Here is a 22,116-nt window from a genome sequence, read left to right as displayed (position 1 = left end):
TCCCTCCATCGCGGGCCGGGGGATTCCGGCCCCTCTGGGGTTGCCTACCCGGATTCGCGCCTCAGGACTCAGCGCAACGCGTTGCGCTGAGTCCTGAGGCTGTTGCAATGAAAATGAGAATCAAGGTTGAAAAAATTTCAAAAAATCTTCGGCGTTTTTCAAAAACGCCGTATTGCCCCGCGAAAAGGGGGAAGCACCACCAACTTTCCAACGAGAAAGGAGGTGAGAATGTGGAACCTAATAGCAGGGAGTTTTACAAACAATGTGCTTTTCAGAAGTTTTGTAATACGGTGCTGCACAATGAAGCGTGTGACGCTCACAGGGAGCTGCACAGGCATAAGGCAAGGGAAGTCACCTTTTCCGATTTGCCCTTAGACGAAGCGCGGCAGCTTCATACCTTTGATGAATATTTCAAACGGGAAACCGCCGAAACCGTCTTTGAGAAAGCCGGGAAGAAAATCACGCCGAAGCTGCTTCTTGAAGCAATCCGTACTTTGCCGGAAGAAAAGCGCAAAGCCGTACTCCTGTACTATTTCGAGGGAATGAACGACACCGAGATTGCGAAGTTGTTCAATACATCGAGAAGCACGATACAGTACAGGCGGACAAGCTCTTTTGAGAAATTAAGAAAATATCTGGAGGAAAATGCTGATGAATGGGACGAATGGTAACGAACCCGGCTACCCGGAAAATGCCCTTGTTCCCTATCCTGTCATTGTGGCAGCGACAAATGGTTGTCCAGCGTTTGCCCAGATAAAACCTGACAAAATAAACCTGTCCCTTTTTGGCAGGTTACTCGGCACTCTTGAGGGCACCGACCATGTCAATCTTGTTGAGGGTACGGTTGGTGGCGAGGTTGACGATAAACGTAAAGCCAAAGGAAAGCACCACGGCGAGCACGTAGCTTAGCGGCTCGACCTCGACGTCAAAGTACAGCGACGGCATCTGCAAAATGTACGTAAAACTCTCGGCCAGCAAGCCGCCCAGCGGTACGCCCAGCGCGGCTCCGATCGCCGTGAGGATCAACGTCTCCTTGTTAACGTAATGGTGAACCTCGACACGGCGGAAGCCCAGCACCTTGATGGTCGCCAGCTCGCGTTCGCGCTCCGAAATATTCGTATTAGACAGCGTAAACACCACCACAAACGACAGGCACGCCGCCATAAAGGTCACGAGCACCACGACCGAATTGATAATCGTAAAGTTCGCCTCATAGTTTTCCCAATGCTCGGCCGTACTCGAAATCGTAAGCCAACCGTCACTCTTAAGATTCTTGCTAAACGCAATCTGGTCGGCCGACGAACCCTTAAGCAGCACAAAGACGCCGTTAAGGCGTGCACTTCGACCGAACGCGCGCTCATAGGCGCCCTGCGTCATGTAAAGCGTGTTGCCCAGATAGTTGAGCGAGATGTCGCTGACTTTGACCTTGGCAACATTGAGCGACGAATCCTGGACGTGTGCCGTATCGCCCGGTTTGATCCCCAGCACCAGCTGAGAGCTCTTGCTCAAATACACATCCCCGTCACGCAGGGCGAGCGGTTCTTTGGACTCGTCCTCTAGGCGCACGTAGTCATCCAGGTCGTTCGTGCGGTCATCGGGCACCACGATCAGCTGCACGGTCTCGCTCTTGCCGCCAAACGTAAAGGTGACGTTGTCGGTCATAATCGGCAGCGTCGAAGTCACGGTCACGTTGGAATCATTGGCCGCGCTGCGCTCATCCAACGCCGCGCACGTCTGCGTAAAGTCATCGGGGTTGGCGACCGCCAGCAAGTCATAACGCGTGATATGCCCGTACTGTTTGGGCGAAAGCGCCACCGACGTATCGCGAATACCCATACCGCAGATCACAAGCGCGGTGCAACCCGCGATGCCAAAGATGGTCATAAAGGCACGCTTTTTGTAACGGAACAGGTTGCGCGCAGCCACCTTGTTCAAAAAGCCCATGCGGCGCCAGATAAAGCCGATGCCCTCAAGTAGGATGCGCGAGCCGGCGCGCGGGGCCTTGGGGCGCATGAGCGAGGCCGGGGTCTCGGCCATCTCGTGGCGGCAGGCGATAATTGTGGCGCCCACCACGCCCACGGCAAACAGCGCCACCGAGACGATCGAGGACACGATGTCGTACGAAAGCAGCATCTGGGGCAGCGAGTACATGTCGTCGAACACCGTAAACAGGAACAGCGGCAGGCCCACAAAGCCGATGATATTGCCGAGCACGCCGCCAATCAGGCACGCCCACAGCGCATAGTCCACGTATTTGGACAGGATGCGCTCGCGCGAGTAGCCGAGCGCCTTGTACAGGCCAATGAGCGTGCGCTCCTCCTCGACCATACGCGTGGCGGTGGTGAGGCTGATGAGCACGGCGACGATAAAGAAGATGAACGGGAACACCGTCGCAATAGCCTCAATTGACGAGCTATCGCTCTCCACGCTTGAGTAGCTTGCGATATTGTCGCGGTCCTGGATGTACCACGTGCATTCACCCAAATCGGAAAGCTCGGCGCGGGCATCGGCAAACTGCTGGTCGGCGGCGGCGCGGCGCTGATCCAGGTCGGCCTGAGCCTGGACGCGTTCCTCGCTGCCCTGGGCCATGCGATTGATGTTGTCCTGCTCAATCCCAAAGAGCATATTCGCCTGGCGCTCGGCCGCATCCAAGCTTGCCGGCGTGTCGACTGTCAGCTCCTGAGCGCGCGCCTTCTCACGCTCCTCGCGGATCTTCTCTATATTGCCCTTGACCTTGTTGATCTTTGCCGCGTAGGCATCCGAATAGGAGTTGAGGCTCTTGGCTCCTTCGACGACTACGTGGACTGCGGAATAGGACGACGACGTCGCGGCGTCCTCGCTCACATAGAACTTATAGTCCGCCGCCGAAGCAGCGCGAAAGGCGTTGACTGTCGAGTCGGAGCTCACATCAGTGGGATCGAGGACCTCGGCCGTAATGGTGTAATCGCCCGCGGCAAACTGATCCTTGGCGCTTTGGTTCGACGAGCTCGCGTCATTGGCGGCAAAACTCACCGTATCGCCGAGCTTTTTGCCCGAAGACTTCAGGAACTTCGAAGTCACCGCGACTTCATCGGCGCTCTCGGGCAAATCGCCGTTCACGAGCACCGGCTGATCGATGTTCTCCTTGGAGAGACTTTGCACGACCACGCGCTCGCGCGTTGTGCCCACGGCGGTGTAGGCGGTCTCGGCGTAGATGCCCTCGGCCGTTTCGACGCCATCGACCTCTTGGATGGCGTCGAGATCATCGTCAGTCAGGCCATAGGTCGACTGCACGTTAATGTCATAGACATTTTGCTGGTCGAAGTAGGCGTCGACCGAATCGCACAGATCCTCGCAACCCGCCTTGAGGCCGCACATCACGCTCACGCCGAGCGCGGTGATGACCACGATAGATAGGAAGCGCTTAAGACTGCCGCGGATTGTGCGGTAGATGCCACGGCGAAATACCGTCGGCACCATATCGTTTGAGCTTTGGGCGGTACGGTAGGTCGCGAACTCCCGGTCGCGGCCCGCGTGCTCCGTATCGTGGTTTTGGCTGTTTTGGCGGTCCTGGTCCATGGGCGCTACCACTCGATTGTCTCGATAGACACGGGATTTTGCTGGACCGTCTCGCTCTCCACGCGGCCGCTCTTAAAGCGGATCAGGCGATCGGCCATGGGCGCCAGCGCGGAGTTATGGGTGATGATAATGACCGTGATGCCCTGCTTGCGGCAGGTGTCCTGCAGCAACTGCAAAATCTGCTTGCCGGTTTTGTAGTCGAGTGCACCCGTGGGCTCGTCGCACAAAAGCAGCTTGGGGTTCTTGGCCAGCGCGCGGGCAATGGACACGCGCTGCTGCTCGCCGCCCGATAGCTGCGCGGGGAAGTTGGCGAGGCGCTCGCCCAGGCCAACCTGGCAAAGCGTTTGCTCGGCATCGAGTGAATCGGGGCAGATTTGCGCCGCGAGCTCGACGTTTTCGAGCGCCGTCAGGTTGGGGACCAGATTGTAGAACTGGAAGACAAAGCCGACGTCGGCGCGGCGGTATTCCACAAGCTGAGCCTCGTTGGCAGAGCTCACGTCACGCCCGTCCACCGTCACGGTGCCAGAAGTTGCCGTGTCCATGCCGCCCAGAATGTTGAGGGCCGTGGTCTTGCCGGCACCCGAAGCACCCAAAATGATGGCGAGCTCGCCGCGCTCGACCGTAAAGCTCGCGCCGTCGAGCGCGTGAATGCGGGCATCGCCCTCGCCGTACGCCTTGATGACGTCTTTGAATTCGATATAAGCCATCGATTAATTCCCATCTGGTCGGATAACTCTTTAGTATTACCCATTTCACGCCGACCAAAAAGGGACAGGTTCATTTTGGCAGGTTTTATATGGGGAAACGGGGAGCGCAGGCAAGCGCCGGGAAGGCAGAGAAATCATCGACGGGGTCAGGCCGACCGCCAAACACAACGCACGCATCTCTATCTGTCAGCAAAATCATTCGAACAGCTGTTCGTTTCTATGATATGATTCCGTTATCTAAGCAGGCCAATACGCAGAAAGGCGGCCAACATGGCGTTCGACTTTAAGAAGGAATGCAAGGAGCTCTACAAACCTGCAAGCAAGCCGAGCATCGTAACTGTCCCGCCTATGAGCTACGTTGCCGTTCGCGGAAAGGGCGACCCAAATACTGAAGGTGGCGAGTATCAAAACGCCCTGCCGCTGCTTTACGGCATCGCCTATACCGTCAAGATGTCGAAGAAAGGCTCAAGGAGTATCAAGGGCTATTTCGACTTTGTGGTACCGCCGCTCGAGGGTTTCTGGTGGCAAGACTCCCCGAGCGGCGACATCGATTATGTACGCAAGGACGATTTCAACTTTATCTCGTGCATTCGCCTGCCCGATTTCGTCACCCGAGATGACTTTGACTGGGCAGTCGCGGAAGCCACGACCAAAAAGAAACTTGACTTTTCTGCCGTCGAGCTGCTTAAAGTTGACGAGGGCCTCTGCGTTCAATGCATGCACACCGGGCCCTACGACAACGAACCGGCGACCGTAGGCGCTATGAATGAATACACGACCGAGCAGGGCTATGTCCCCGACTTCTCAGACACCCGTTTCCATCACGAAATCTATCTCTCCGATCCACGCAAATGTGCACCGGAGAAACTTAAGACTGTGGTTCGTCATCCTATCAAGCGCGCTGAATAGCGTGGAGCGTCATCTCACGCGCTAGGTTTTAAGCCAGCCAACCAGCCGCCTCCTAGGCCGTCCGGTAATTATCTTGACGCGGCCCGTCGCATCTTATAAGTTTGTTTTGCTAAAGCTGGAAAGCCTCTCAACGATGCGCAACTCCAGCTCTTTTTCTATCAAGAGGCTTAAATGAAATACCGGAAGTCGCGGATATCCATCTAACGAACAAATAGCACTATTGACAGAATACAGGGGTCTTAAGTGCTCTGATCAAAGCGAACTCGAGCGAGCTTTGGTCGAAGTCGGCCACTACAAACTGTCGGCCTACTGGTTTCCCTACAAAACCAAATGCAAGTCCGGGATTACCATCTTTCGCGAAGGCACAACATTCGAAACCATCATCTACACGTATGAATTTGACCGAGCCCTCCGGCAGTTAATGTTTGATGCGGTCGGCAGAATTGAGATCTACCTCAAAAGCAGAATTGCCTATCTTGCCTCTGAGGAACGCGGGCCTTTCTGTTACCCAGATGTCGCCATAACGAGGCTCAACTCGGCATGTCCATCGCGCTTTGCGCCGCGCTGGGCTACGCAGCCGTCTTTGGCAGCGCCACCAATACGCTGCTCGCACCCATCCTGATTGGCTGCGAAGTCTTCGGTTTCGGTAATCTGCCGGCATTCTTCATCGTCTGCGTCGCGGCTTACCTGTTCAACATGGATAAGTCGATCTATGCCCTGCAGAAGCGGGCGTAGAAAGATGTCCAAGCAAGTGGTCTCAACCGGAAACGGCATCCCACTCTAAGGCTGTATTCCGGGACACGGTTTCCGTTTGGGACGCCATTCGGAAAGCGCATCCCGTTCTTTCACGGCGTCTTGGCTATGCAAAGTGCTCGAACGTTATTCCTCGTACGCGCCCTCGAGCCGAAGCAGCCACTCCTTGCGGTCAAGCCCGCCGGCATATCCGTTAAGCGAGCCGTCGGCGGCAACCACGCGATGGCACGGCACAATGATCGAAATAGGATTCCGCGCGACCGCGGCCCCCACGGCACGGGGAGACACAACAGGTGCTTCGTTTCCCGGTACACGATGTCGAGCCGCAACACGCTGGGCGATCTCACCATACGTAGCGACCTCGCCACGCGGGATAGAAAGCAGCTCAAACCAAACCTCACGCTGAAACGCCGTGCCAATCATATGCAACGGCGGCGTAAACCGAGGCTCCTGCCCCGCAAAATAAGCATTCAGCCAAGCCCAAGAACGCTCAAGCACCGAAGAAGCCGCGCCATTTGCCGGACTCACCGAAGACATCCCACCGGTACCAGAAACCGCATCGGCGCCTTCAACATGTTCGGGATCTTCTTTGAGAAGCGTGGAGCCAAAGTGCTCCTGCCCCTCAAACCAAAGCCCCGTCAAACCGCGGCCATCAGCGGCAAGCAGGATTTCGCCCAAAGGCGAAGCAAACGTCGTCGTGACCACCAGCGGCTCCTTTCAAAACTCCGCAACATAATACCGCGAATTGTGCAGACAACCCCAATCGACCCCAAAGTCACCCAAGGCAGCAGGCGCGCAGCGCCGCAGCTGCCGCACGACCCCAAAGTCCCCGCAGGCAGCAGGCGCAACGCGCCGCAGCTGCCGGCCGCGCCCCACAGTCCCCAAAGGCGGCAGGCGCAAAGCGCCGAGGCCGCCGCCGGGGCCAGGGCCCGCAACGGCCACGTGCCCTCACATCAGCCCAGCGGCCCCAGCCAACAACGGCCCCATCGCAGGCCGCTCGCAGCCGAGTCACCGCAGGCGGGGGCCGGGCTTAGTTTTCAGAACACTCCGCAGACCAGTGTGGCGCCTTGTCCGCGGCTCCGAAGGAGCAGGACAAGGCGCCACACATGGTCGAGGACGTTCTGAAAACTAAGCCCGGCCCCCGCCGGACAGGTCACACTACTCGCAGAGCAGCTTAGCGATCTGGACGGCGTTGGTTGCCGCGCCCTTACGGATTTGGTCGCCGCAGCACCAGAAGGTGATGCCACGCGCGGCCTCGGGGTTCGAGATGTCGCGGCGTACGCGACCGACCCAAATCAGGTCCTGGTCGGAGGTGTCCATCGGCATGGGGAAGCGGTCGTGCGCATCCTCGGCGCTCATGTCGTCAACTAGCTTGACGCCGGGAGCGGCAGCCAGCGCAGCACGGGCCTCCTCGACCGTAATATCGCGCTCAAACTCGAGCGTAATGCTCTCGGAGTGCGAACGCAGCACGGGCACGCGCACGCAGGTGCAGTTCACGCGCAGCTCGGGCAGATGCATGATCTTACGGCCCTCGTTTTGCAGCTTCATCTCCTCGGAGGTAAAGCCCTCCTCCTTGACGCCGCCAATCTGCGGAATCAGGTTGCTCGCCAGCTGGGCGGCAAATGCACGCGGCTCGGGAATCTCCTCGCCGCGACCCAGGGCGGCCAGCTGAGCCTCGAGCTCGGCCATACCGGGAGCGCCGGCACCCGAAGCCGCCTGATACGTCGAGACGATCATGCGCTTCACGCCGGCGAGCTGATGCAGCGGCCAGGTAGGAACCAGGCCGATGATAGTCGCGCAGTTGGGATTGGCGATAAGGCCGTGATGCCACTTGATATCGTCGGCATTGATCTCGGGCACGACCAGCGGCACCTCGGGATCCATGCGGAAGGCATGGCTGTTGTCTACCACGATGGCGCCACGCTTGACGGCCTCGGGCAGCAGCTCCTTCGCGATATCGTCGCCGGCAGCGCCGAGTACGATGTCGCAGCCCTCAAAGGCCTCGGGGCAAGCTTCCTCGATCACAACCTGCTCGCCGCGGAACTCGACGGTCTTGCCCGCAGAGCGCGCGCTCGCTAGCAGCTTGAGCTTGCCGACCGGGAACTCCTGCTCGTTGAGACACTCGAGCATCTGGGTGCCAACAGCTCCCGTCGCGCCCAAAATAGCAACCGTGTACTGTTTCATGCTTCCCCCTTTTAAGGTTGTGGCTTTTGCCCGCACGCCGAGCAGGCTAAATGTTCTTGCCCAGTTTATACAAAAACGGGACGGGCATGAAACCCGCCCCGTCGAAACGAAACCGAAATGAAACGCCCCACGGCAGATTTTGGGGCATGTCCCAAAATCTGCCGGAATGGCCGCTACTTGTGGAGGGCGGCCAGGGCGGGTTCGACCGGCGCGGGAGCCTCCAGGTCCGCGACTTTCACAATGCCGTTCTCGTCGGAGAAGGCACGGTAAATGGTCTGAATCGCCAAGTCGAAGTCCTTCTCCTCGACACCGATAATGATATTGATCTCGTCGCAGCTCTGCGAAATCATGCGCACGCTCACGCCGGCCTGGCCAAGCATGCCAAACAGGTGGCCCGAGATGCCTGCACGACCGCGCAGGTTACGGCCGACGGTCGCGATGAGCGCCAGACCCTCGACAACCTCGATCTCGAGCGGCTCGACCTCCTGCTGAATGTCACCAACGAGCGAGTACAGCGAATCGTGCACGTCCTGCTCCTGCACCACGGCGCCAAAACGGTCGACACCGGTGGGCATGTGCTCGACGGAAACGTCATAGCGTTCGAACACCGAAAGCGCACGGCGCATAAAGCCAACGCGGGGCTTGGTGCGGTCGCGGGCAACGTTGATGGCGACAAAGCCGCGCTTGCCGGTCACGCCGGTAATGATGGGCTCCGCCTCGCCCTCATCAGCCGTCTCGCTAATGATGGTGCCGGGGTCCTGCGGCGCATTGGTGTTCTTGATGACCAGCGGAATACCCGCCTCGCGCACGGGGAACACGGCCTCCTCGTGCAGGACGCTTGCGCCCATGTACGAAAGCTCGCGCAGCTCCTCGTAGGTAACGCGCGCAATGGGCTGAGCCTCGGGAACAATACGCGGATCGGCAGAATAGAAGCCCGAGACGTCGGTCCAGTTCTCGTACAGGTCGGCGCCCAGGCACTTGGCCAAGATCGAGCCCGAGATATCGCCACCGCCTCGATCGAGCAGCTTGATCTGGCCCTCGCGCGTCGCGCCGTAGAAGCCAGGCATAACGAAGCCGCCCTGCTGGCCATACTCCTGCACCAGCTCGGAGGTGCGATTCATGCTGAGCGTACCGTCGTGATGGAACGCCACAACCGTCGCGGCGTCCAGGAACGGTAGGCCCAGGTACTCAGCCATCAGGCGAGCGGTAAAGTACTCGCCACGGCTCACAAGCTCCTCGGTGGAGTAGCCGCCCGAGCGGGCGCGCTCGGCAAAGGCCGCGAACTCCTCACGGATGGGATAGGTGAGCTCCAACTCATCAGCGATATCAAAATAGCGCTGGCCGATGTCCTCGAGCAGCTCCTCACACGACACGTGGTACTTAACGTGCGCATTGACCAGATAGAGCAGGTCGGTCACCTTGGTGTCGCCCTTAAAGCGGCGGCCGCAGGCGGAAACCACCACAAAACGGCGGGCAGGGTCGGCGTCGACGATGGCCTTGATCTTTTTGAAGTGTTCGGCGTCGGCGACCGACGAGCCGCCAAACTTGGCAATCTTAATCATGGGCTGGAGGTTACCTTTCTAAAAAGCCTCTGCGAACCTATTTTGCGCGCTCTGATACCATGGTTTCACCGATTGGGACCAAGGCATCCGAGGAGCAGTGTTATATGGGAACTTATCATAGTACACGAGGACGCACTTTATCGTGCTCAAGTAAGGTGGCAATCCGTACCGGCATCGCTCCCGACGGGGGTTTGTTTGTCTCGGACGAGCTCGGCACCCAGCAGGTCGATATCAGCTCGCTTGCAGATAAATCGTACTTTGAAATCGCTCAAGATGTGTTGGGAATGTTACTGAATGATTACACGGCCGAAGAAATTTCGGCGTGTGTCGACGAGGCATACCGCGGCACGTTCGCGAGTGAAGAGGTTACGCCGCTCGTCAAACTCGACGCTGCGCCGGGCGCTGACGCCCCTCAGACCTATGTGATGGAGCTCTTTGGCGGTCCCACGAGCGCCTTCAAGGACGTCGCCCTGCAGATGCTCCCCCGCTTGATGGCCCGCACTTCCGCCAAGGACGGCGGCGCCGAGCGCATCATGATCGTCACCGCCACGTCGGGCGACACAGGCAAGGCAGCACTCGCCGGCTTTGCCGACGCCCCGGGCACGGGCATCACCGTCTTTTATCCCGAGGGCAAGGTCAGCCGCGTGCAGAATCTGCAGATGTCCACGCAGGAGGGCGGCAACGTCGCCGTCTGCGGCATCCGCGGCAACTTCGACGACGCCCAGAGTGCCGTCAAGCGCATCTTTGCCGATAAGGAGCTGGCCGAGCGCCTGGAGGCCGCCGGCACCGTGCTTTCGAGCGCCAACTCCATCAACGTCGGCCGCCTGGTGCCGCAGGTCGTCTACTACTTTGCCGCCTATGCGCAGCTGCTGCGCGCCGGCGCCATCGAGGCCGGCGATGCCGTGGAGTTCTGCGTACCGACCGGCAACTTTGGCGATATCCTGGCCGGCTACTACGCCAAGCGCATGGGTCTGCCCGTCGCCAAACTCGTCGTGGCCAGCGACAAGAACAACGTGCTCGCTGACTTCCTGACCACCGGCGTCTACGACCGCAACCGTCCGTTCTTCACGACCATTTCGCCGTCGATGGACATCCTTATTAGCTCTAATCTGGAGCGCATGCTCTACTTCCTGTCCGACGGCGACTGCGAGCTCGTTGCCGGCCTTATGGAGCAGCTTGCCCAGACCGGTCGCTACGAGGTGCCTGCCGAGCTGCTGGCCAAGATCCAGAGCGTATTTGGCTGCGGTTGGGCCAGCGAGGACGAGGTTCGCGCCGCCATCAAGAGCTGCTGGGATGCCAACGGCTACGTGATCGACCCGCACACCGCTTGCGGCTATCACGTCTTTGAGCAGGTCGCCCCCACCGAGGGCGCCAAGGCCCGCGTGCTGCTTTCGACCGCCAGCCCCTACAAGTTCCCGCGCGCCTGCTGCGATGCCCTGGGCCTCGACGTTCCCGAGGACGACTTTGAGGCCATGCGCGTGCTCGAGCAGGCAACCAACACGGTCGCCCCAGCCCAGCTCGCCGAACTCGAGTCCAAGCCCGTCCGCTTCGAAGACGTCTGCGACGTCGATGAGATGGCCAGCTACGTAGAGCAGGCTGCAAAAAAGATAGCAACCAACTAAACCCCTTATAAGGCGCCGGCGAAAGCCGGCGCACCTTCTTTTATCAGATACCCACCGGGATGATGACGAACTGACATGCGGGTCTGCCTGTTTAGTTCGTCGCGAGTTCCGCACGAGCCGGAAAGCACTTAATGTGCTTTCCGAGCGAGCCAGGACTGCCCGAGCAGCGAACTAAACAGGCAGACCGCCCAGGAGATTCCCATGATCAAAATCACCGTCCCCGCCACCAGCGCAAACTTAGGCATTGGCTACGATACCCTCGGCATGGCCGTCAGCCTCTACTCGCACTTCACCTTCGAGCGCGCCGATAAGCTCACCATCACGGGCTGCCCCGAAGAGTTCCAAAACGAGGACAACCTGGTCTACGTCAGCTTTGTCGATGCACTGGCCGCATGGGGCGAGACGGCTTTTCCCGTTGCCATCGACATTCAGACTGACGTTCCCGTCGCCCGCGGCCTGGGCTCCAGCTCCACCTGCGTCGTCGCCGGCATTATGGCCGCCGCCGCACTGACAGGCCACACCGTCGACCGCGCCGAGCTGGTTCGCATTGCCACCGAAGTCGAGGGCCATCCCGATAACGTCGCCCCCGCCATCCTGGGCGGCGCCGTCTGCTCCTTTACGCCGACCGATTCGCTCCCCCAGTGCCTGCGCTACGAGGTGAGCGATCGCCTGCGTTTTATTACCGTGATTCCGCCCTACGAGGTACACACGAGCGAGGCGCGCAAGGTCGTGCCGCAGGAGATTCCGCTCTCCACCGCCGTGTGGCAGATGGGCCGCATCGCCGGTATGACGCGCGGCTTGGAGACTGGTGACCTCGACCTGATTGCCGCCGCCAATGACGACCGCATCCAGGAACCCTATCGTCGCCGTCTGATTCCCGACTACAACGCCGTGCGCGACACCTGCCTTAACGGCGGCGCCAAGACCATCTGGATCAGCGGTTCGGGCTCGACCCTCATGGCCGTGACTGACGACACCATCGTGGCAAAGTTCCTGCAGGTCAAGCTGCGCGAGCAGTTCCCTAAGTGTGATACGCATATCCTCACGTGCGACACCGAGGGCGCTCAAATCGAGTACCTGTAGACATCCTCCTCATATACCTGTCCGGGACGGTCGGGATGTTCCCTGCGCCTACCTTGCTGAGGATGTCTACAGGGACCCACGCTTTGAAGGGGCGCTGGGCCGATAGTTTGGCTTTTTATTGATAGGGGCTCTTGCTAGGCTGGAGCACTTCCTAGAGGCGGGCATCGGCTGCGTGCTTGGTTTACGCTGCGCTGGTTTCTTTGTATTCGAAGACTGGTTCTAGGAGGTCTTCGATATTGCAGTGGAGGGCTTTTGCTATAGCTCTTACGGTTGTTACCGAGGCTTCGTTGATGTTTCGTTGGCGCTGTTCGTACATTTGGATTGAGCGGAGTGATACGCCCGATTCGTATGCCAAGTCTTGTTGGGTTTTCTTAAGCCTCTTTCTTGCTAGTGCTAGCTTGGTTTGACGAGGTGTTTTCTTCGCCATATCGCAAACAAGACTCGCCACACGTTCCTCTGAGGCTTCATGCCAGGGGTAGTACAGGTTGCGCAGCGCGTCAAACGGAACGACATGCAGCAGATCTTCGAAAGACTCTCCTAGGCGCCACTGCAGGTATGCCAGCATCCAGCCCGCCCAATATTCCGGCGTCTTCTCAAATCGATAGGTGCAGTCCGGTATAGGCCCGTTTTGATAGCCCGACCTTTCGGCGATAAGCGCGAACAGCTCAACACCCGATTTTCCCGACACTACCCATGCATTGCCGCGCTCAAACTCTCGAGCAACCCCGCTCAGGCAAAAGAGTTCAGCAACTTCCGATCCTTCTGCTCCGTAATCGTTAACGGCATAGTCGAAGCAATCCCCGAGGTTGTTCATTGCGTCCTCAAGGTAATAGACGGGGTATGTCCTACTCGGCCCACAATCCGTTAACTCTTGGATCATTTAAATCAACCCTCCCTGCCATCAAATCCCTAATGTCGACACCATCAGAGTCAAATCCGTTTACCGTATCCAGGTACTTTCGTCGAGCGTTCTGTTCTCGCTCAAATCGTTTGGGATAAAACTCGGCTCCTGAGGCCTGCTTCCAATCGCGGAACCTGATCGCCGAGAACGCGCGCTCACTCATAAGCGCATATTGAATGCCCAAATCCCCCAAAAACATAATGCGCTGCAGTTGCCTGAGCGAAATCATGCCGTTAACGAACTGTCTTGCAAACGAAAAGTAGGAATCGTCAGCGCGATAGCCTCGAATGACGTCATAAGGAGAAATATCAATCAGGCAGTTGTCCAGCAAATACCGAAGTCCTTCGCGTGCCAGCGGCGTCGAGACATTAAACTCCCGGTTGTCGGCCAAAATCGCAAGCCAATTGAGGATTGAAAACTCCCCAGACTCTAAATCCAAGACCGAAAGGCCATCTAAATCAAGCTCATATCGATTGGCAATGCCATCAGACTCGGTTCGACATGCCCACTCCATTGCCATTTCCTCATGCGGTGTGCAATAAAACCCGCGCCCATAGTCATTGAATTGTCTGCATTTATCCAACGATGGATGATCAACAACAACGTCCGACCCGTGCCAAAGCTCCATATCGACCTCCAAAAATATCACTTCAGTGATAGTTTACCAATAACTATCACTGAGGTGATATTGATAAGAGCTTTTGAGGGGCCGCGGCCTGACTAAAGGCAGGCCTCGGCGATGCGGCGCTTGAGTTCGTCGATGCCCACGCCGGTCTGGGAGCTTGTGATGATTACGTTCTCAGCCGGGACGTTGAGCTGCTTTTTGATGGCTGCTGCCTGGCGGGCCTGTTGGGTGCGGCTGAGCTTGTCGGCTTTGGTGAGGCAGACGATAAAGTTGAACTCGTTGCCCTGCAGGTAGTCGATCATGTCATGGTCGAGTTTACTGGGGTCGTGGCGAATGTCCACCAGCGACACAACCAGGTTAAAGCTGCGCTCTGAGTCGAAGAAGTCGCCGATAAGCTCAGCCCAGCGGTCGCGCTCGGCCTTGGAACGACGGGCGAAACCGTAGCCCGGCAGGTCCACAAAATGCACGTCGTCGGCCTCAAAAAAGTTGATGTTGCTCGTCTTGCCCGGCGTGCTCGAAACCTTGACCAGGTTCTTGCGGCCAAAGAGTTTGTTCATGATGGAGGACTTGCCCACGTTGGAGCGGCCGACGAAGCTCACCTCGGGACAGGTTGACTCGGGAATCTGCGAAACCTTGCCGTAGCTGGCGACGAACTTGGCAAGCTGGTAGTTAATTGAATCGGCCATGGACACTCCTTGGTCGTAGGTTCTTACAAAACGGGCGTGCTATTGCGCGGCGGCGATACGACGAACGATGTCAAGCGTGATGCCGCTCGCGGTGCGAGCGTACTCGTCCAGATCGAACTCGCGCTCGCAAAACGCGTCATATGCCTCGTCACAATTATCGCTGATAGCGCGCAGTACCAGGCAATCGACACCATTCTTGGCCGCGATGTGCGCAATTGCCGCGCCCTCCATCTCGACGCAATCGGCATGCGTGGCCTCAATCGCAGCGTTACGCATGGCGTCACCCGTAACAAAGCGATCACCCGTGGCGATAGTGCCACACAGGAACTGCTTGGGGTCCTTCTCCGCAGAAGTCTCATCCGCCGAGGCATCCACAAATCCATGCTCGGCAAGCACGGCGGCGGCAACATCAGCCAACGCCGGTGTCGAGACAAACTCCTCGAGCCCCGGCGCGGACTCGGCGATGAGTGCCGTATCGGTATCCAGATAGCGCAGGCACTTGCCTATAACCACGTCGTTAATATGGAGTTTAGGGTTTAGGCCGCCCGCAATGCCCGAAAACACAACGGCCTGCGGGGCGTATTTGCTGATGAGATGCTGCGTTGCGGCAGCGGCGTTCACGGTCCCCATGCCTGCCGTCGTGGCGACTACTGTCAGACCCGAAAGCCCACCGTTCACAACGGTCAAGCCCGCCTCCTGCGACTCATGCGTGCCACTCAGCTCTTCCTTAATCTGCGCAACCTCTTTTTCGAGTGCGCCTATGATCGCGATGGTTGCCATGCCATCCCCCAAATCCGTGCAAATTGCTTATCCACGGTATGGTACCAGCATTTTGGCTCAACCGTGTCAGCACCAAGCCGTTAGGCCAGTACAGCTCGGGTATCATAAAGGGGCAAAAATGGCTTGTTAGCCGATGGCCGACCTGAGCTCCGCACGGCGCTTTTTCATACCGGCCATAACGGCATTGCGCAGCTCGGGCATGCGCGCGGTATCCATCTGAGGTACGCCCTCAAGCTTATAGGGAATGCCCAGTTGCTCGTACTTGACGACACCCATCGTGTGATACGGCAGCATTTCCAGGCCCACCACGTTGTGCCATGGAGCGATGAGGCGACCGAGCTTCTCGCACTCCTCCACCGTGTCGGTAATGCCCGGCACCACCACGTGGCGGATAACGACCTTGATCTTGCGACGTGCAAGTTCATCGCCGAACGCCAAGATGCGTGCGGGATCGCAACCGGTCAGCTTTTTATGCTCGACCGGGTCGGCATGCTTAATATCGAGCAGTACCATGTCGGTCTCGTTGAGCACGGCATCGAACTTCTCGGGGTGGTTGGGGTCAAATGCATAGCCACAGCTATCTAGGCAGGTATGTACACGGCCATCGGGGTTGTTATGCATAGCACGAAACAGATCGGCCAAAAACTCGGGCTGCAGGAGCGGCTCGCCGCCGGACACCGTAATGCCACCGCTGCGATAGAACTCGTGGTTACTCTGGAACTCATCCATCAGGTGTTCGACGGTCACCATGGTGCCGCCGTTGACCGACCAGGTATCGGGATTGTGGCAATACGCGCAGCGCATGGGACAGCCCTGAACAAACACCACAAAGCGGATGCCGGGTCCGTCGACCGTTCCCATCGTCTCGATCGAATGCACGCGGCCAAGGGCAAACGCAGAGTCCTCGGGACGAGCGTCCACACCCTCAAGCGTCATTTCTGCCATTCGCGCTACCTTGCCTCTCCTTGGATGCAACCAATTAAAATGCCAGAGTCATTCTAGCCCATGCGTTTGCGTTTAAACGTCTCGGACTAGAACGGCACGTTTTAATCTATCCCCCATCACCATGGCTGGGGGCTACGTCGAGATGTCAGGCTGAAGAACGCTCGCCTGCGGCCTTTACGCCTTAAGCGTGAGCACCGCACCTAAGGCGGTCGGGCCGCAATGGCTCGAGATGACGCCGCCGACCTGAGTCCAGGTAACGTCCTTAAAGCCCAGATCATGCGCATAGACCTCCATGTCATCGCGCAGCTCCTGGGAAAGGCCCACCGAATACGCCAGGCCAATGTGCGAGTAGTCAATCTCGCCCTTCGCAACCATGTGGTCAATAAAGGCGCGGGCGCACTTGAGCATAGAGCCGCGGAACTTCTTGGTCGCCACGAACTTGCCGCCCGTCACCTCAATGCAGGGCTTAATCTTGAGCAGATGGGCGCCAAGGAATGCGACGTTGGACAAGCGACCGCCCGCCTTAAGAAAGGCAAGATCGGTAGGAACAAAGCCCAGCAGCACGCGGTCCATGACGGAATTCGTAAATGCAAAGATCTCGTCGACGGTGGCATCGGGGTGAGCCTCGATGTATTTGGCGGTCTCGACGACAACGAGCGACTGGCCTACCGAGACAAAGCGCGTGTCCATAGAGAACACGTAGTCGCGACCCTTGGCGGCGATCTTCGATGATTGATGCGAGCAGGTCGTGGCCTCGGAATACGCGAGATGCAGAATAGTCGCATCGGGCTGCTCAGCGTGAATGCGGTCGTACACGTGAGCAAAATCCGCAGGCGCGCAGCCGCTGGTCTTGGGCATCACGCCAAACTCGTTGCAGCGCGAATAAATCTCGAGCGGATCGATCGAGCCGTCCTCGACGGTCTCGTCACCAATCGTGACATGCATGGGCACGCGCACGATGCCGTAGCGCTCGCAGAGCTCCGGCGTCACATCCGACCCAGACTCAACCACGATTACGTACTTGCCCATTATTATCACGACCCATCTCGACATTGGCTTTTCAATACATGGCACGCGCCGCCGCACTGTTGCACAACGGCGTCCAAGCGCCAAAGAGACGCCGCCCCTTGCACACAACAAAGGACAGCGTCTCCCTGGAAAACTCCGTGCTTATCTAGGATTCCACACGGTTTATTAAGGAGGGTTACTTATTCCGCAAACGGTCGCTATATGCGGTAAGCGGTAGTTGGCCGCGACAACTGCGACACATTCCGTCCAGCAAATCCAATCGTGCTCCACGCACGGTTAATGCACGAGGCGGTAGAAATTCATCGATGCCGCACCCTCGGCGTGCAGCTCCATCGCCGGAACCGCCGGCGAATAGGTACGGCTCGTAAGTGCCGCCTCGCCGCCATTTGCAAAAATCTCGACCATCGTAGTGTCCGAAAGCACGCGCAGGTCGCGAAGCTCGCTGAGCTCGATCGACCTCTGGTCGCGCCCATAGCCTTCGTCACCCATGTCGAGGGTAAGCATCCCGTCTGCATAGCGCACAAAGACACCCTTGCGGATTTCGAGCTCGATCACCTGGGCGCCCTCACAGGAAACCACAAGATCAAACAGGCGGCCCGGCTCCTCAACGGTTTCACCGCCTGTCGCGCAAACGCAGTCGCCGCGCATCCTCTCAATCTCGTGCACCGGCTGCTGACAGAGCTTACCATCGCGCATGCTCAGTTTTCTCGGCACCGTCAACGCGCACTGCCACCCGCGTGCCACCGTCGGGCTTTTTGCCGTCGCATCGGGGCAACCCGACCACCCGATCATCAAACGCCGACCCGCAGCATCCTCAAAAGACTGCGGTGCGTAGAAATCAAAGCCGGCATCGACCATCGGGGGCATGCCCTGCCCGGCGATCTTAAAACTCGGCGCCTCCCAATCGGCCTCGATGGGAAACCACACGCACTGGTGCGGATTGCGGTAACGCCATCCATCGGCGGACACACCCTGCGGACAGCAAACGAGAATAAGCTCACCATCGAGCTCAAACAGATCGGGGCACTCCCACATAAAGCCAAACTTCTCGCCCAACTCAATGCGCGTCGCATAGCTCCAGTCCTCTAGATTGCTCGAGGTATAGACAAGCACGCAGCCGCGGTCGTCTTTCGTACGAGCGCCCAGAACCATGTAGTAGATACCATCGTGTTCAAGGATTTTGGGATCACGCACGTGCGTACCGATATCGTCGGGGTAATCGACCGGCCCAACAGCTATGCGCTTCTCGCCCAATTCGTCGGGGTTCTCGGCAACCACATGAATCTGGTTTTGCTCACGGCCCGTCAACACGTAGTCGTAATCATCGCGGTCAAAATGCTTGACGTTGCCGGTATAGAAGTAGTGAATCTTGCCGTCGTGTACAAAGGCAGAACCAGAATACGCTCCGCTCGAATCCAAATCGGAATCGGGGAACAGCACAGGGCCGCGATTCTCGTACGTCACAAAATCCTTTGTTGTCAGATGATTCCAAAGCACTGGACCGCCATGCGCAGCATCGAATGGATCGTATTGGTGATAGATGTGATACGTATCACCGATCTGCACCAAACCGTTGGGGTCGTTGAGCCAGCCAAGCTCAGGCTCCACATGGAACAGGAGCCTATCGGGGTCGGACGCGATGCGACCCGCCGTCTCATCCTGTCCGGCACGCCACTGCTCATAGTCCGCGCGTGTCACCTTATTTTTTTGATTAAACATCGCCGTTGACTTTCTCGTCTATGGGGAAGGACGCTCGACTCACACGAGTCGAACGCCCTTCCCCAAATGGACTTATCCTCAGATTACGCTGAACGGCTCAACTAGAAGCTGACATCAAAGCCAGCACCAGCGCCCTCTTCATCAGTGGTCGGCACGCCCTTTGCCTTGTTGTAGGCAAAGATCAAGACGATCGGCACGATAAAGGCGATGAGATTGCCAGCCACATACCACACGAGCGTCTCGGGCGTGACGATGAGCAGGCCAAGCACGCCGGTCAGACCCTGACCGATGGCGCGCACCTCAAAGAGCTTCACGAAGGCACCGCCGCAGCCTGCACCGATGCATGCGCAGATGAACGGAATAATCGAGTAGCGCATGTTTGCAGCAAAGATTGCGGGCTCGGAGATACCGACCAGCGTCGGGATAAAGGACGACATGCAAATGTTGCGCTCTTTGGAATGCTTCTTGTGAATGAGGTACATGCCGATGGCGCCGCCGCCCTGGGCGATGATGGAAACCGACCAGATGGCCTGGATGTAGTTGAAGCCGGTCGTGGCAACGAGGTTGGCCTCGATACCCTGGATGAACTGATGCGTACCGGTAACGACGAGCGGCTGCAGGAACGCGGCGAAGACAAAGGCACCAAAGACGCCCATCCTGTTGTACAGGATATCGATTACGCCGGCGAGGACGTCACCGATCAGGTTGCCGAGCGGGCCGAACACGGTGAACAGGGCAACGTTAGCAAGAATCAGGGTAACGGTCGGGACAAAGACGAACGAAACGACCTCGGGGATGTACTTCTGGGCAATCTTCTCGACCTTGGCCATAAACCAGGCAGTCAGGATTGCGGGGAACACACCGCCCTGGAAAGCAACCATGGGAATGGATAGCGGACCGAAGTTCCAGTACTCAGCACCCGTCGGGTCCATAACGAACGTGTTGCGGTTCATAAGGCTCGGGTGAACCATGACGATACCGACGAGGATGCCCAGGATCGGGTTACCGCCAAAACGCTTGACCGCGCTGTACATAACCAGGACAGGCAGGTAGTCGAACGTGGTGGCGATAATGGCAAAGAAGCTTGCGAGGTTCTTGAGGAACTCGCTGTGATCGGCGAGGCTGCCTTCCATGCCAAAGAGGCCGTTGGCAACGATCAGCGACTTAAGGCCGATGATGATTGCAGCGCCGACGAAGGCGGGAATGATGGGGATAAAGATGTCCGAGAATACCTTGAGGACCGAGAAGAACTTGCCCTTCTTGTCCGCCTCGGCGCCCTTGACCTCGGAAGCACTGATCTCCTTAACGCCCGTCAGAGCCATAAACTCATCGTAAACCTTGTTGACGGTACCGGTACCGAAGATGATCATGAGCTGGCCGCTGTTGTACAGCACGCCCTTGACGCCATCGATGTTCTCGAGCTCGGCCTTGTTGTATTTGCTCGTATCCTTGAGCACCAGACGCAGACGGGTCACGCAATGCGTGGCGCCCTCGATGTTCTCCAGTCCGCCGACGTTGTCGACGACTTGCTGGGACACTGCCTTGTAGTCCATGTTCTTCTCCATTCCTTTTCTAAATCATAAAACGGTTCGTTGCCGCTACAGAGACGCGATCGTTGCGTTTGCGCACTTGAGCGCACCGTCGGTGACGGTAAGCGCCACACCCTGGCCCTGCTTGTTGCAGAAGCGAGCGTTGAGCGCAACATCATCGACAAAGATGGTCGCGATGTCGTCGTCGACGACCAGACGCACATGGTGAGTGCCCTCGCCCTTAAAGAACAACGGACGCTCGAGGCCCATGTTGTTGACCTGGAACCACGGGTACTGGGGAGCCGGCGTGAACTCGAGCTTGCCCTCGCGCAGGTTGGCGCGGAACTCATAGGCAAGACCAGTCTCGGCGTCCTCGGCGAACTTGACCGAGAAGCCGGCAGCGTTACCGCCGAGCTCAATGTCGGCATCGAGCAAGTAGGTGGAGCCGGCATCCGCGGCGAGCACCTGCTCGACCTTGCCCGACTCGCAGGAAAGCTCAAAGGTCTCGACTGCCTTAGCCTCGCCAAAGGCGCCAAGCATGCTGTCGGGGAGCTTGGTGCCGAGCGTTCCGTCGGCACGCTGAACGATCTCGAGGGGCATAAAGGTGCCACCCCATAGGTAAGAGCTGGGGTCGCCGCCCTCGTCACGCGTAGGAACCCAACCAAAGAGAACGCGACGCTCGCCATCGAATGCGGTGCGAGCAGCGTAGTACGCGCGGCCGTCGAAGGAGTCGTCAGCGGGGGTAATCCAAGGACCGTTGATGGACTTGGACATGCGGTAACGGGTCTTGTTGCCGTCGCTGTACTCGGAAAAGACGAGGTACCACCAGTCGCCCATCTTAAAGAGATCAGGCATCTCAAACATGGTGTACAGGCCCGGGTTCCACCAGTCGCCCTGGAACTCCCAGTTGGTCAGATCCTTGGAGGTGAACTTGACCAGGCGGCCGGTCATCAGACGCTTGTCCTCGCCCACACGCGTGCCGAGGATGAGCATGTACTCTTCGTTCTCCTCATCCCAAAGCACAAAGGGATCGCGCCAGTTGCGGTCATCGTAACCCTCCTGGGGCGGAAGCAGCGTCTCGGCGATGTTCTTCTCCCACTTGACGGCGTCGTCGCTCGTTGCGTGAAGAAGAACCTGCTTCATCAAACGTGCGCGGACCTTATCGCGATTGCAACCAGTGTAGAGCGCATGGTACTTGTCGCCCACCTTAAACACCGTGCCGGCATAAATGTACTGGTCGACTTCCTCGTCGCCGCCACGCTCAAGGCTCTCGCCAAAGTCCTTGTAGTTGACGAAATCCTTGGTCGTAGCGAGTGCCCAGCCAAACGGCTCTCCGAAAGGTTCGGGGTTACGCGTGTCACGCTGATGATAGAGATAGAACGTGCCGTCCTCGCCGTACGGCATGATGTCGCCTACCCAAATTCCCTCAGGCTGGTAATACACCTTGTGCATCCGAGACTTCCTTTCCACGACATACTAACTCGGTACAATGGCAAGATATGTCAATCGTTTTCATATGTCAAA

The 22,116-nt window shown here is 58.0% G+C and carries 19 protein-coding genes and 1 pseudogene; 6 read left to right on the top strand and 14 right to left on the bottom strand.

All coding sequences use genetic code 11. From position 1 onward, the window contains the following. The first annotated feature begins 230 nt into the window (after window positions 1-230). Complete coding sequence (locus AAAX31_RS09105; protein ID WP_050636981.1) at window positions 231-671, top strand: RNA polymerase sigma factor; 441 nt, start codon at window positions 231-233, stop codon at window positions 669-671. Beyond that, window positions 652-741: pseudogene (locus AAAX31_RS09100) on the top strand (helix-turn-helix domain-containing protein); the annotation flags it as partial. The gene AAAX31_RS09105 and the pseudogene AAAX31_RS09100, both read left to right, overlap by 20 nt. A gap of 51 nt (window positions 742-792) precedes the next feature. Here the strand turns inward: AAAX31_RS09100 and AAAX31_RS09095 are convergent. Beyond that, the gene (locus AAAX31_RS09095; protein WP_349077004.1) at window positions 793-3,558 is read right to left on the bottom strand and encodes an ABC transporter permease; all 2,766 of its coding nucleotides are present in this window, start codon (window positions 3,556-3,558) and stop codon (window positions 793-795) included. Between the two features lie 5 nt (window positions 3,559-3,563). After that, on the bottom strand, window positions 3,564-4,265 hold the full coding sequence (locus AAAX31_RS09090; protein ID WP_117774146.1) for an ABC transporter ATP-binding protein: 702 nt from the start codon (window positions 4,263-4,265) through the stop codon (window positions 3,564-3,566). A gap of 270 nt (window positions 4,266-4,535) precedes the next feature. Here AAAX31_RS09090 and AAAX31_RS09085 point away from each other — a divergent pair, with 270 nt between their 5' ends. Both AAAX31_RS09085 and AAAX31_RS09080 read left to right on the top strand, forming a co-directional pair. Further along, window positions 4,536-5,174 (top strand): GyrI-like domain-containing protein, encoded by a 639-nt coding sequence (locus AAAX31_RS09085; protein WP_195620798.1) that lies wholly within the window; start codon window positions 4,536-4,538, stop codon window positions 5,172-5,174. A gap of 540 nt (window positions 5,175-5,714) precedes the next feature. Further along, window positions 5,715-5,909, top strand: a complete 195-nt coding sequence (locus tag AAAX31_RS09080; protein ID WP_195520693.1) for a chloride channel protein — start codon at window positions 5,715-5,717, stop codon at window positions 5,907-5,909. A 144-nt stretch (window positions 5,910-6,053) separates the two neighbouring features. Here AAAX31_RS09080 and AAAX31_RS09075 read toward each other — a convergent pair whose 3' ends face one another. The 3 genes from AAAX31_RS09075 to AAAX31_RS09065 all read right to left on the bottom strand — a co-directional run bounded on the left by AAAX31_RS09075 (window position 6,054) and on the right by AAAX31_RS09065 (window position 9,673). Further along, window positions 6,054-6,632, bottom strand: a complete 579-nt coding sequence (locus AAAX31_RS09075; protein WP_238022593.1) for a methylated-DNA--[protein]-cysteine S-methyltransferase — start codon at window positions 6,630-6,632, stop codon at window positions 6,054-6,056. A gap of 453 nt (window positions 6,633-7,085) precedes the next feature. Further along, entirely contained in the window at window positions 7,086-8,111 is a 1,026-nt protein-coding gene (locus AAAX31_RS09070) for an aspartate-semialdehyde dehydrogenase (protein WP_349077002.1), read from the bottom strand. Between the two features lie 173 nt (window positions 8,112-8,284). Continuing rightward, on the bottom strand, window positions 8,285-9,673 hold the full coding sequence (locus AAAX31_RS09065; protein ID WP_349077000.1) for an aspartate kinase: 1,389 nt from the start codon (window positions 9,671-9,673) through the stop codon (window positions 8,285-8,287). Between the two features lie 104 nt (window positions 9,674-9,777). On the opposite strand from AAAX31_RS09065, the gene thrC reads away from it, so the two are divergent. Further along, complete coding sequence (gene thrC / locus AAAX31_RS09060) at window positions 9,778-11,295, top strand: threonine synthase (RefSeq protein ID WP_117840224.1); 1,518 nt, start codon at window positions 9,778-9,780, stop codon at window positions 11,293-11,295. A 201-nt stretch (window positions 11,296-11,496) separates the two neighbouring features. Beyond that, on the top strand, window positions 11,497-12,378 hold the full coding sequence (gene thrB / locus AAAX31_RS09055) for a homoserine kinase (protein WP_117840223.1): 882 nt from the start codon (window positions 11,497-11,499) through the stop codon (window positions 12,376-12,378). 181 nt (window positions 12,379-12,559) lie between these two features. Here thrB and AAAX31_RS09050 read toward each other — a convergent pair whose 3' ends face one another. The 9 genes from AAAX31_RS09050 to AAAX31_RS09010 form a co-directional block, all read right to left on the bottom strand. Next, complete coding sequence (locus AAAX31_RS09050) at window positions 12,560-13,192, bottom strand: helix-turn-helix transcriptional regulator (RefSeq protein WP_117840222.1); 633 nt, start codon at window positions 13,190-13,192, stop codon at window positions 12,560-12,562. Window positions 13,193-13,223: 31 nt separating this feature from the next. After that, window positions 13,224-13,907: a DUF3990 domain-containing protein gene (locus AAAX31_RS09045; protein ID WP_117840221.1), complete on the bottom strand. Its 684-nt coding sequence runs from the start codon at window positions 13,905-13,907 to the stop codon at window positions 13,224-13,226. A gap of 92 nt (window positions 13,908-13,999) precedes the next feature. Further along, window positions 14,000-14,590: a ribosome biogenesis GTP-binding protein YihA/YsxC gene (yihA, locus tag AAAX31_RS09040; RefSeq protein ID WP_089572350.1), complete on the bottom strand. Its 591-nt coding sequence runs from the start codon at window positions 14,588-14,590 to the stop codon at window positions 14,000-14,002. A gap of 39 nt (window positions 14,591-14,629) precedes the next feature. Continuing rightward, window positions 14,630-15,370: a 5'-methylthioadenosine/S-adenosylhomocysteine nucleosidase gene (gene mtnN, locus AAAX31_RS09035; RefSeq protein ID WP_117766538.1), complete on the bottom strand. Its 741-nt coding sequence runs from the start codon at window positions 15,368-15,370 to the stop codon at window positions 14,630-14,632. 126 nt (window positions 15,371-15,496) lie between these two features. Next, entirely contained in the window at window positions 15,497-16,315 is an 819-nt protein-coding gene (gene pflA, locus AAAX31_RS09030) for a pyruvate formate-lyase-activating protein (RefSeq protein WP_117766536.1), read from the bottom strand. Window positions 16,316-16,489: 174 nt separating this feature from the next. Then, a complete protein-coding gene (locus AAAX31_RS09025; RefSeq protein ID WP_231500802.1) occupies window positions 16,490-17,344 on the bottom strand; it encodes a DegV family protein in 855 nt (284 codons plus the stop codon). A gap of 276 nt (window positions 17,345-17,620) precedes the next feature. Beyond that, window positions 17,621-19,063 (bottom strand): glycoside hydrolase family 32 protein, encoded by a 1,443-nt coding sequence (locus AAAX31_RS09020; protein ID WP_117840219.1) that lies wholly within the window; start codon window positions 19,061-19,063, stop codon window positions 17,621-17,623. A gap of 101 nt (window positions 19,064-19,164) precedes the next feature. Beyond that, a complete protein-coding gene (locus tag AAAX31_RS09015) occupies window positions 19,165-20,628 on the bottom strand; it encodes a PTS transporter subunit EIIC (protein ID WP_197032808.1) in 1,464 nt (487 codons plus the stop codon). A 33-nt stretch (window positions 20,629-20,661) separates the two neighbouring features. Further along, on the bottom strand, window positions 20,662-22,044 hold the full coding sequence (locus tag AAAX31_RS09010) for a family 43 glycosylhydrolase (RefSeq protein WP_035137642.1): 1,383 nt from the start codon (window positions 22,042-22,044) through the stop codon (window positions 20,662-20,664). Between the last annotated feature and the right edge of the window lie 72 nt (window positions 22,045-22,116).

The organism is Collinsella sp. CLA-ER-H5 (assembly GCF_040092375.1).
Lineage (GTDB): Bacteria > Actinomycetota > Coriobacteriia > Coriobacteriales > Coriobacteriaceae > Collinsella.
Note: the sequence above shows the minus strand (reverse complement) of the source record. Positions and strands in the feature narration are given on the sequence as shown.